Annotated in this window: 9 protein-coding genes; 4 read left to right on the plus strand and 5 right to left on the minus strand. The window is 32.9% G+C overall.

Features of this window, described 5'->3' with window-relative positions; translation table 11 throughout:
- Positions 1 to 247 precede the first annotated feature (247 nt).
- Together KHA90_RS08055 and KHA90_RS08060 are read left to right on the plus strand one after the other, a co-directional pair.
- Complete coding sequence (locus tag KHA90_RS08055; protein WP_213297426.1) at positions 248 to 1,975, plus strand: AraC family transcriptional regulator; 1,728 nt, start codon at positions 248 to 250, stop codon at positions 1,973 to 1,975.
- Between the two features lie 66 nt (positions 1,976 to 2,041).
- On the plus strand, positions 2,042 to 2,218 hold the full coding sequence (locus tag KHA90_RS08060; protein ID WP_213297429.1) for a histone H1: 177 nt from the start codon (positions 2,042 to 2,044) through the stop codon (positions 2,216 to 2,218).
- A gap of 83 nt (positions 2,219 to 2,301) precedes the next feature.
- On the opposite strand, the gene KHA90_RS08065 is transcribed toward KHA90_RS08060, so the two are convergent.
- Genes KHA90_RS08065 through KHA90_RS08075 form a run of 3 tightly spaced genes read right to left on the minus strand, consistent with a single transcriptional unit; the run spans position 2,302 to position 5,561 of the window.
- Positions 2,302 to 3,330: a site-specific integrase gene (locus KHA90_RS08065; RefSeq protein WP_213297438.1), complete on the minus strand. Its 1,029-nt coding sequence runs from the start codon at positions 3,328 to 3,330 to the stop codon at positions 2,302 to 2,304.
- Positions 3,311 to 4,330, minus strand: coding sequence for a tyrosine-type recombinase/integrase (locus KHA90_RS08070; RefSeq protein ID WP_213297447.1), 1,020 nt, complete (start codon positions 4,328 to 4,330; stop codon positions 3,311 to 3,313). Before KHA90_RS08070 ends, KHA90_RS08065 begins: the two co-directional genes overlap by 20 nt.
- Entirely contained in the window at positions 4,323 to 5,561 is a 1,239-nt protein-coding gene (locus tag KHA90_RS08075; protein WP_213297450.1) for a site-specific integrase, read from the minus strand. The genes KHA90_RS08070 and KHA90_RS08075 overlap by 8 nt, the downstream gene beginning before the upstream one ends.
- Positions 5,562 to 5,942: 381 nt before the next feature.
- Between KHA90_RS08075 and KHA90_RS08080 the strand changes: the two genes are divergently transcribed.
- Entirely contained in the window at positions 5,943 to 7,427 is a 1,485-nt protein-coding gene (locus KHA90_RS08080; RefSeq protein WP_213297459.1) for an Eco57I restriction-modification methylase domain-containing protein, read from the plus strand.
- Between the two features lie 6 nt (positions 7,428 to 7,433).
- A complete protein-coding gene (locus tag KHA90_RS08085) occupies positions 7,434 to 8,408 on the plus strand; it encodes a BsuBI/PstI family type II restriction endonuclease (protein WP_213297461.1) in 975 nt (324 codons plus the stop codon).
- Positions 8,409 to 9,110: 702 nt separating this feature from the next.
- On the opposite strand, the gene KHA90_RS08090 is transcribed toward KHA90_RS08085, so the two are convergent.
- A complete protein-coding gene (locus tag KHA90_RS08090; protein WP_213297465.1) occupies positions 9,111 to 10,661 on the minus strand; it encodes an RNA-directed DNA polymerase in 1,551 nt (516 codons plus the stop codon).
- 141 nt (positions 10,662 to 10,802) lie between these two features.
- Entirely contained in the window at positions 10,803 to 11,171 is a 369-nt protein-coding gene (locus tag KHA90_RS08095; protein ID WP_213297474.1) for a hypothetical protein, read from the minus strand.
- Positions 11,172 to 11,294: the final 123 nt, after the last annotated feature.

Genomic DNA, 11,294 nt, shown 5'->3' on the forward strand with positions numbered 1-11,294 from the left:
AGACATTTTGCTTTTGAATTCGAAGCAAATCTATTCCGCTAAAAAACATCCTGCAAGCCCCTATATATGGCTTTCAATGAAATCAACATGTGGATTTCCGTGAAATCCACACCTCTTTTTAACAGTATTAATCGCTTTAATTTCAATTGTTTATATTATTTTTGAATTATCACATTTAAGAAGAAATTACGTGTATTTATTTAAAGAAGCGTAACGCTTACAATACAAATCTTCAAACTGTCAATCTATGAAACCGTATTTCCTACTAGTACTGTTTATCGGTTTAAATAACCTGACCACCGCACAGCAAAAAATCTATCCAATACCCGACTCCCTTGAGCATAAAAGTTATAAATACCTGGATAAAAAAATTTATGACCTTAAAAAAGACAGTACCCAGGCAGCAATCTATCTGTTTGCCCATCTGCATAAATCTAAAAATGAACACAACTGGGAAGAACTGATGTATGCTTATCAGAATATCCTGCACCAATCTCCGGAAACCTTACGCATTGTGTATGCTGACAGTATGATATATGCAGCCGGAAAATCGCAGGACAAAGCACTTCTGGGCTCTGCTTATCTGTCCAGGGGAATTGCTTTCTATGGTCAGAAAAAATACGAAGATGCTTATGAGAATTACATCACGGCCAACAATTACATATCCCAGACAAACGACCAATACCTCACCTTTAAGGTGAAACATCAAATCGCACAAATAAAATACTATCTGGGCTTCTATGATGAAGCTATATCCCTGTTCCGGGAATGTCTGGACTATTTTAAAGATCATAACGCCAGGGCTTACATCAATACGATACATTCCCTGAGCGTGTGTTACAATAGAATTGGAAATTATGGACTATGTTCGCAGACCAATGCAAGTGGCCTGAAAGAAAGCAAACGGTTAAAAGAGCTGGAAATGATCCCTTACTTCGTTCATTCCGAAGGCATCAATGAATATTTTAAAAAAAATTACGCCTCAGCGATATCTAAAATCAACTCTGCACTGGATTCAATTAAAACAAACAAGGATTTTGCAAATGAGTCCGTGGGTTATTTTTACATCGGTAAGAGCTATTGGGCACTCGGAAAAAAAGATAAAGCACTACCCTATTTCTTGAAGGTCGATAAGATCTTTCAGGAAAAAAACTTCCTGCGACCTGATCTCCGGGAAGTATACGAGCTGCTCCTGGATTATTACAAGACAGCAGGCAACTTAAAGGCCCAGCTACAATATATTAACCAGCTTCTTAAAGCGGATAAGGTTTTAACAGAAACGCACCGGTATTTAATTGGCAAAATACATAAGGAATATGATACCAAAGAATTACTTACCGAAAAAGAAAAAATAAAAAAGCGGCTTGAAAACCAGAAATATTACGATATCCTATTATCAGTTATCATTATAATACTGTTTACCCTCTCTGTAATCCTTACTTATCGTCATTACAAAATCAAAAAGCTGTACAAAAAAAGATATGATGATATTATGCTAACCTCACAACCTGAAATCAGCGACAAAAAGAGAAATCACAAAAAAATCGAGCATCAGAAACAAATGCTTGATATACCGCAAGAAACAATCAATGCCATATTAAAACAGCTGGAAATATTTGAAAAAGAAAAGAAATATTTAGCCAAAGATGTCCGGCTTCCAGCGCTTGCTGTAATTCTAAATGCAAATCAGAAATACATTTCAAAAGTTATATCGCACTACAAGCAAAAAAGTGTGGTGGAATATACCAACGATCTAAAAATTGACTACTTAATTGAATTATTAAAAAAGGATAAAGTAACAAGATTCTACACAAACAGCGCCCTCGCAGCTGAAATAGGATTCACAAGTACACAACGTTTTGTAAAGTCATTCAAAACCAGGACAGGAGTACCCACTGCCTATTTCATAGAGCAGATTAAAAAAGAAAGCGATGACGGCAGTTTTCCAAAAGCAAATACAATTTCATTCAATTAAACCGTTTAGTTATTTTGTAATACCGGATAATCGTTTATTTTCGCACTCTAATTTAAAATTTACATTATGAAAGATCTAGTTGCAAAAATCAACGCAGAAATCGAAACATTTAAAACAGAATCAGATTCATTGATCGAAAAAGGTGTTAAAGCTGCTGGAGCAAGAGCTCGTAAATCAACTTTAGAAATTGAGAAATTTTTAAAAGAGTTCAGAAAAGTTTCTATTGAAAATCAGAAGAAGTAAATTATCACAAGCTGTTTTTTAGAATCTTTGATAATCAATTAATTACAGAGATACTCTAAAAAACAGCTTTTCATAATAATATACTAAGCTAGTCCCTTTAAGAACGATTTCAGTTCTTTGTCATCATTCCAGGAAGCTTCTTTTATATCCATATTAAAAAAGTTTTCTGAAGCTTTTTCTAAAGCCTCCCTTTTAAATCTTGAATCAGCCTTTGCATATATTTCCGTCGTTTGGATGGAAACATGTCCCAATAAATCACGGATATAAACTAAGTTCACACCCGCTTGGAGTAGATGCATGGCTCTTGAATGTCGAAGACAGTGTGGACTAATTTTCTCATGTATCAGTTCTGGTTCTGTTGTACGCGCCATCACTACATAGGTTCTTAGTATATATGTGATACCCGATCCTGTGAGTTTTTGCCCACTACTGTTGAAGAACAAGGGATGTTCTTTCTTTGAAGGAATAAGCAAGTGGTTTTCTTCAATGTAAGTTCTGAGAATTTCAACCATCTGATCTCTTAGTGGTACAATTCGAGATTTGTTCCCTTTACCATGTAACCGAACTATTGCCGGTTTTTCAAGTCTCATGCTGGCAGGTGTAAGATCAATTAGTTCCTGAACTCTGGCTCCTGTTTCGTAAAGTAACGTAAGTATTGTTAGATTGCGACGTCCATGTCTATTCTTTAGTGACACCTGATCCAATATGCATCTGATTTCCTCAACGGTTAAATAATTCACTGAAGGTTTCTTTTTCTTTTTTATCCTGATAGAGCGCATTGATTGCCAGGTTGCCAATCTTGTAGGGTCTTTTCTTTCCAAGAATTGACAAAACGAACGTATCGCAGCATAGCGTTGATTTCGTGTGGCAATACTATTGTTCCTTTTTTCTTCCAGCCAATTCAAAAAGGCTAATATAATGTCACGATCAAAATCCTTCATCATAAGCTTATTGACTGATATTCCTTGCACATTGCCCATATAATCGATCAAATGGACAAAAGTATCTCTATAGGAGCGAACAGTATGTTTGCTTACATTTATTTCTGCTCCCAGATATTCAATGAAGAATGCCTCCAAATATTCAGCAAAATCAGTTATCCTCTTTTTCATAGTTCTTTTGAAGTTTTAAGTTAAGGTCTGCGAAAATTTGATCCGTAGTGTGCATATCCAGTTTAAGGACTTCGGGATACATTTCTTGAGTCAGTCTAACATAGGATTCTGTACCGATAACGCTCTTGTGTCCCAAAAAGACTGAAAGTAAAGGCAGGGAGCAATATAAATCCTTTCCTGCACCAGTTAACTTAACAAGCGAATGTACAGCTGTTGTATGCCGGATCGAATGCAGTGAAGGGTTATTAGTTCCAAAACTGCCATAAATTTCACATTTTTCAAGAATCCTGACAAAATATTTATATACAGTAATATGGCTGCAAGGCTTTCCCAAGGTTGAAACAAACAGATAAGAATCAGGATGTCCAATGTCATATATAGGAATCTTCTCCCTATATTCAATATATTGTCTTAAAACTTTTTCCAGAGACTCGTTAATTGGTGCAATTCTGCACCTGTTGTTCTTGGTGTCATTAATTACAAGAACGCTCCGTTTAAAATCAATATCCTTATTTTTTATAGCAAGGGCTTCACCTATTCTTATTCCGGTACTGTACAGCGTTCGGATTAGAGCAGGTATGACAAAAAGCATACTCTTTGGGCAATGGGTTTTTGTGACCATATTATCACACGCATCGAAAATATTCTGTATTTGTCTGTGAGTAAACACTGTAGTGATTGTACTCTCAAAAGATCTTTTGGGGTGAGCAGGAATATAACATTCGTGACCAAGACTATCCATATACCGACAGAAGTTCGATATGATACAGAACCTCGCATAAAGTGTTGTCTTTTTATCATTTATACGTGTATCTACCCATCTCTTTATATCTTCAGAATTAATGAGAAGATTATTTTTCGTAGTTTGTGACAAAAATCTATCAAAATCCAATAAGAAACTTCTATATCTTTCCAGTTTTAAATCTTGGAGTTCTTTCTCTTTGATATAGCTCCTAATATAAGGAGCAAATATGCTGCTAAATTTATCTGAACTATTCATAAAACCCTCCTTCTTTTTGAGTATAAAATTTTTCCTGAACCAAGGGAACCTCAAGTGAACAAGTCAATAATCCTTTAACATCTATGCCCAGATAGAACATTGTTGATTCACTACTGCTATGTCCGAGAGAATCCGATATTACTGTAAGTGGCGTACCTTGCTCCAATAATTGAGAGGCTAAACTATGCCGTAAACTATGCGATCCGTGATGCCTGCTGTTTATTTCCACTTTGGACTTGCTTATTATTTCATCGATTATGGCAAATATATTGGCTGCTGATACCGGTACGAAGGGAGCAATACCACTGAGAAAGATAGTTTTGGTTTGTGATTTTGGACGGCCATAACGTATGTAATCAATAATCGCTTCGCCTACCACGGGAAGCAATGGTAGCTCAATATTTTGCCGTGTTTTGTACTGTTCGAAATAAATGATGTTGCGATTCCAATCCAAATTACCAAATTCTAAGGAACAGATATCACTTGCCCGTAATCCTAGACGGGAAGCGAGGAGGAATATTGCATAATTTCTTTTCCCAATGGTCTTTGATCTATTAATAACAGCATCCATTTGACGAATTTCTTCCAAACTATATACCGAAGGGAGTTTTTCTATTGATGGTTTTCGCTTTATTTGATTAAGTGAAATACTTAAATTTGTATCTATTAGTTTTATTTCATGTAGATAATTTAAAAAATATCGTAAAGACACACATACATAAAGTTTAGAGTTTTTTAGGGACGAAGTAAATTGTTTAATCCCTATACCATTCAAATTATGCAGATCGATCTTATCGTGGTACATTCTAACAGCAAAATAGCTTAGATTCCGGCTATGTTTGAAAAAGGTCTTATCGGCAATACGTTCCTTTTCCTTAAATACTTTTAAGAATGAAAGGATTTGTTCTCCTATTTTACCTGGGAATTGATATACTTTACGATTAATACGCTTCCTTCTCATTGGAATATTATTGAGAACATCGTTTAATAAGTTTACAGAAGATTTAATACTCTTAAACTTATAACCGGATAAAGAATTTGTTTCAAGAAAGGACAACTTGAAACTTTCTCCAATGACCTCTGAATAAAGGTCTTTTGAGTGTATAACCATGAAGCTTTTAAGCAAGGTAAAACGCCTTTTATGCGCCATGGTAACTTCTCTGTTGTAACTAGTCTCATTTAAAGACTGCAAGCATGATTGGATCAGCTCATCGATTGGTTTTGAATTCATATCTAATTGATTTAGTGGCTACAACATTGTAACCACTAATCAATATATGAAGATTATCAAAACAAGATTATCAACAGTTATCCTGTATAGTCAGGATATTTTGAAGTAAAATGTTTATCTACTTGTGATAATTTACTTCTTCTGATTTTCGATCTTATCAATTTCTTTTGATAATATTGAAGAATCTAAAAAATAATTCATTCTTACTTTTACTTATTAAGGCCTTTCAGATTTCGGGAGGGCTTTTTTTTTTCGTTTTAAACTTGTTCCTACAACTATAATTTCACATCCAAATAAAAAATAAAAAAAAGAGAATATTATAATTAAGATAACAGGTTAATAATTGTAATTAGAGACTTATATTTGCAAGAAAGTCAAAAAATGTTATCGGAAATTTTTAATATTCAAAATAGATTTCTTTCTTCTAAATCACAATCAGATAAAAAAAAATTAGGACAATTTTTTACTAGCCTAGAGGTTAGTGAATTTATGGCTTCATTAATAGGGCCTGAAATTCTAACCAAACTTTCTATTAAAATTCTAGATGCTGGTGCAGGAATGGGAATTCTAAGTGCTGCCGCATCACTTGAATGTTTGGAAAAGGGAATTAAGGAAATTCACGTAGAAGCCTATGAATTGGACACCAAAGCTATTGAATATCTGAAAATGACATATGAGTTGTTAGTAATTTTCTTTATGTCTAAAGGTGCTACATTTACCTTTCGCATTCATAATTTAGACTTTGTATTAAATCCTCCATACCAAATCGGAAGTGAAGAAAAATTTGATTTGTCCGTAATAAATCCTCCATACTTTAAATATAATACAAAAGATTCTCCTTATTGCAAAGCAACTTTATCGTTGTATAAAGGAAATCCAAACATTTATGCTTCATTTATGGCCCTTTGCTTGAAAAGTTTAAAGTCAAATGGTCAACTTATTGTTATTGTTCCTAGAAGCTTTACCAATGGTCTATATTTTAAAAACTTTAGGAATTATATGCTAAATAATTCTAGTTTGGAAATGATTCATATTTTTGCAAAAAGGAATAAAATTTTTAAAAGTGATGATGTTTTACAAGAAAACATTATTTGTAGTTTTGTTAAGAAAGAACAATCAGACTCGATTGTAATTTCATCAAGTAATTCAATTGCAGATGCAAAAAAATCTAACAGAAATATTTACTCGAAAAATTTAATAATTGATCCTTCAAATGAACAAAGATTTATCCGAATACCTGAATCTAAGGAACAATTTGATATCCTAGAACTTGCCGAAAAGCTACCGACGACTTTTTCTAAAGCGGGATACTTTATTTCAACGGGCCCAGTTGTTGAATTTAGAACTAGAGAATTTCATACAACAGAATTAAATTCTGCTGTACCAGTTATTAGACCTCACAATTTTAGCGATTCAAAAATAATTTGGAATGGTAATCATAAGAAAGATATTGCCTTTCAACTTAAAGGTCAATTTGAAAGTCATTTAGTTGAGAGTAAAACTTATATTATATTAAAAAGAATTACTTCTAAGGATGAAACTAAAAGACTTGTTGCTAATATCTACCTTCCTAATAAGCATACATCAATAGGAATTTCAAATAAATTAAACTATTTGGGATTGAAAAATGAAGAATTTTCAATAGAAGAAGCAACTGGATTATCATCTTTTCTTAATTCTACTTTTATGGATAAATACTTTAGAAGTATTTCTGGTAATACACAAGTAAATTCAAATGAAATTCGAGTTTTGAAATTCCCTGAAAGAAAGACTATAAAATTATTAGGGGAAAAAATTCTTAAATTAAATAGTAATTCACAACAAATAATTGACAAATTAGTCTTAGATATAATTAACTCCAATTAAAAAATTATGACTGAACCACAAGAACAAAAGGTATCAGAAGCTCAAATATTACTTAAGGCTTTAGGACTTCCTAAACAACAGTATAATCCGATGTGTGGGTTAGTTTTACTTGCTCTTGCCAATGTAACTAGTGATTCTGAATGGACAAGTGCTGCTTCTAAACTACTGATTACACATTCAATAATGGCATTCATTCGTGGTGAATATGGAGTAGATTATGCCGCGAATTCTAGAGAAACTATTAGACGCCAATGTTTACATCAATTTGAGCAAGCTGGTTTGATAGTAAGAAATCGTGATAAACCCGCAAGAGCTACAAATAGTGGCCTCAACAATTATTCCCTCAATGCAGAAATAGTTGAAATTTTAAAGGTCTATCCCGACGGCAAATGGGAGGACGAAATTAATAAATTCAATCTTGAGGTTCCAAAGTTAACAGAAAGATATAATCGTGAACGTGATCTTCATAAAATTCCGATCAAGCTTCCAAATGGAAAAAATTTTACCTTATCCCCAGGACCTCACAACAAACTACATGCTGATATTATTCATGAATTTTGTGAAAGATTCGTCGGCGAAGGTGGTGAAGTCTTATATGTAGGCGACACTGCTAGTAGTCGAAATGAAGGAGGGAAAATGCTTCATCTTGAAAGCCAAAGAATGGAGGAATTAAATATACCTCAATTAGCCCATGATAAACTACCTGATGTTGTAGTTTATGACAGTAAGCGTAATTGGTTATTTTTAATTGAAGCAGTTACATCCCATGGTCCTGTTTCTTCAAAAAGATGGGAAGAATTAGAAGAAGCATTTAAAGATTCAGGAATTGGACGAGTTTATGTAACCGCATTTCCTGATTCCGCTACTTTTAGGAAATATGCCGCAGATATTGCATGGGAAACAGAAGTTTGGATTGCAGACAAACCAACGCACATGATACATTTTAATGGAGATAGATTTCTGGGGCCACATAATAGTTAACAACCACAAAATTAACAAATTAAACACGCTAAATACGTTTAAAAATAAAAAAAGTTAACAAATCTACTCTCATTAAAAATTCAGTACTAATTCAAGTCTCCTAAGAGTTTAACAATTAAAAAACATTTAAACAGGAAATAAAAATTAAAATTTATACACCAAATAGCTCTAAAATTACGAATATACTCTCTAAATCCTTATAGGATCCCACCTGTATATTTTTTTTAATCCGCAAGCCCCAAAAAGATGATCTATGTATTTATTTTTGCCGAAAACACTGCACTTTATATAGTCAAAAATTCCGCACTATTAATGCCAAATCTCTGCACTATTCTTGCCGAATTCTCCGTACTGGATAAACCAGTTCATGATGCTGGAGAGAAACATTTTGCTTTTGAGTAAAATCATTAGCGAAAACTAGCTAAATTTTATTTTTACACCAAATTTATCTTCCAATTTGTCTACTTTTCTATTTACTTTTTCTATAGCATAGTTCGTACAAAAGGCAAATGAATTTCTTTCAATTTTGGCTCAATTTTGAAAACTTCTTTTGCATCCAGCGATACTTTTCCACTTCCAGAACTTGAAAAAAACTTACCATAGGAGAGAACAGAATTTTTAAACATTCTATGTGCCAAATCAAGACCATCCTAAATTAAGCAAAATGTCCAAATTGTTTGTAGATGGTATTAGTGGCTGGCTTTATTCTTCTGGTTCATCGTCATATTCTGGCTCTTCATCATATTCATTTACGAATAATTGTACTTCGAATGGATTAATAACTACGTCAATACTTTGAATAAATTGCTCATCAATAATTTGTGCATTGTCAATCATTGTTTTTAAAGCTTGGTTGAGCCAAGTTGAATCCCAAATTTGTATTGCTGGATTGTTAACTTTTCTACAAAGATTTTCGTCGTAAACTTTAGTTCTATCAATTTTTATTGTTAAGCGTTGTAGCCATATTTTAATATGTCCAGTATTTGGTATTTTTTCAAATTTGGTCATAATTGATTGAAGAATTACATCTCTTTTTGCAGGGTCATTTAATAATGAAAATAGTTTACTCAATATAGCTGAAGCAATAGGATAGGTTCTTGGATTTTTATACATTATATCCACAAGTATGCTTATTAAAACATGAACATTGTAAAGTTCGGCTAAACCTTTTATTCTGTCGTAAAACTTTCCTAATGCTTTGCTTAAACTTCCCGAGTTTGGATATTTATCTGAAAGAGTGTGAATAATTAGTAAATGCTGTTGAATACTTTTACTTCCGTTTTTCTGTGAAATCCAATAAAGTTTGTCAGGTTTTATTGAGTCACGAACTACATTATTTGAAACTAATGTTTTTTGCGCATTAAGTCTCATCCCAAGTTCTATTAATATTTCAGTTAAGATTTTGGTGATTAATTCTGCATCTTGTGGATTATTTGAAAAGATTCGATAATCGTCTCTATAGCGAACAATTTGATAATCTTGAATGTGCGCTGGAATTCGAATTGAAAGTTCCAAGTCTGCATACCCAAGTACCATTTCTGCGATGAAGTCCATTACAACACTTCCTTGTGGAATACCATTTGTTTGTCCAAATGCCATTTCTCGAAGGTGTTTATCAATTGAGTTTCCAATTAATGCGTAGTTAGTTCTATTCGCTGGTTGTTTTGCAACTGGTTTTGTATGAATTGCCCAAGGAACAGAATGTGTATATATTGAACCATAACAATCCGTAATGTCCGTATGCAAGACATATTCATATTTAAGTGCAAGTTCGATGGATTGTTGCTCTATTGTTTGCCACCATTGGGTAACTGTAGATGCTTTGTCAGATTGAACATTATCAGATTCCAAAGGAATGCTATAACATTTAATTTTTGGATTTGCATTAAATTGTCCAAATCTTGCAACTATTAAATTCCAGTTAGCTTCTTCTGTCATATTGTGAACAAGAGAAACATATAATGCTGGATGTATTAATTGGAATGGTCGCCACGCAAATTTTCCGTCTTTATTGTTTAGGAAAGAATAATTTACATTTTCAAAATCTGAAGGATAAGTAGGTTTTACTTGACCAGTAGGAGTTATGTAAGTACCTAAAAAATCAGATAATCTGCACCCTGCTAATTGAGCAGAAACTTGATGAATTATATTTTGAAAAACAAAGTATTGAGGTAAATCAAAATTGAAATAGCTTTCAGCTTTAAGAAAATATGCTCTTGCTTCTGCGTGATTAAGTTCTAATATTCTTCTCATTGTTTTTAATCGTGTTGTTTTGGGTTTTCACGGTTGCTTGTCACTAACGTCCCGTCGCTACAAGGTTTGGATTAAGAATGCGTAATCTTTCGAATTTGCCAAATCCCCAAATTGCTTGTAGTGTGTGTTAACGATAGTTTTTTAAATATCCATGTTGAGAAAATCTTTGAAAGATGTGCCCATTTTTAGTCCTTCATATGGGTTTCTCGCCTCATCTAAATATTTAGTTGAGCTTATTAATTTTAAATTTGTTAAATGTAGAACTAGCTGTTTCATATCGTGCTCGTATGTTGAGTTTGCATAAATTTGGCGTATTGCAATACTTTCGTTCTTTTTCAACATATTAATAAGTTCGTTGAGACTATATAAAAGTTTTTCTTTTTCAGCTTTTGAATTTAAAAAGGCTAATAAATTATTATAATCTTTTTTTGAAATATCTGATATATTAATTTTTAAGTTTTTAGAATTTAAGCTATCATTTATTTTTTTTAAATTTTCATTTTGAATCATTGTTGTCCGATAAAAAAAGAAGCCAAAAAGATGGCTTCTTTAAATGAATCGTAAATTTGTGTTTCGACATACAAAATACGATGAGTAAAAGTAATTATTTTTCTAGTAAATCTGTTTTCGGAC

This window comes from Flavobacterium psychroterrae (assembly GCF_018380615.1).
Lineage (GTDB): Bacteria > Bacteroidota > Bacteroidia > Flavobacteriales > Flavobacteriaceae > Flavobacterium > Flavobacterium psychroterrae.

Bases quoted from the DNA above. Each gene is read 5' to 3' on its own strand.
- KHA90_RS08055 (WP_213297426.1), top strand. From the start codon at position 248: ATGAAACCGTATTTCCTACTAGTACTGTTTATCGGTTTAAATAACCTG.
- KHA90_RS08085 (WP_213297461.1), top strand. From the start codon at position 7,434: ATGACTGAACCACAAGAACAAAAGGTATCAGAAGCTCAAATATTACTT.
- KHA90_RS08095 (WP_213297474.1), bottom strand. From the start codon at position 11,171: ATGATTCAAAATGAAAATTTAAAAAAAATAAATGATAGCTTAAATTCT.
- KHA90_RS08065 (WP_213297438.1), bottom strand. From the start codon at position 3,330: ATGAAAAAGAGGATAACTGATTTTGCTGAATATTTGGAGGCATTCTTC.
- KHA90_RS08075 (WP_213297450.1), bottom strand. From the start codon at position 5,561: ATGAATTCAAAACCAATCGATGAGCTGATCCAATCATGCTTGCAGTCT.
- KHA90_RS08060 (WP_213297429.1), top strand. From the start codon at position 2,042: ATGAAAGATCTAGTTGCAAAAATCAACGCAGAAATCGAAACATTTAAA.
- KHA90_RS08080 (WP_213297459.1), top strand. From the start codon at position 5,943: ATGTTATCGGAAATTTTTAATATTCAAAATAGATTTCTTTCTTCTAAA.
- KHA90_RS08090 (WP_213297465.1), bottom strand. From the start codon at position 10,661: ATGAGAAGAATATTAGAACTTAATCACGCAGAAGCAAGAGCATATTTT.
- KHA90_RS08070 (WP_213297447.1), bottom strand. From the start codon at position 4,330: ATGAATAGTTCAGATAAATTTAGCAGCATATTTGCTCCTTATATTAGG.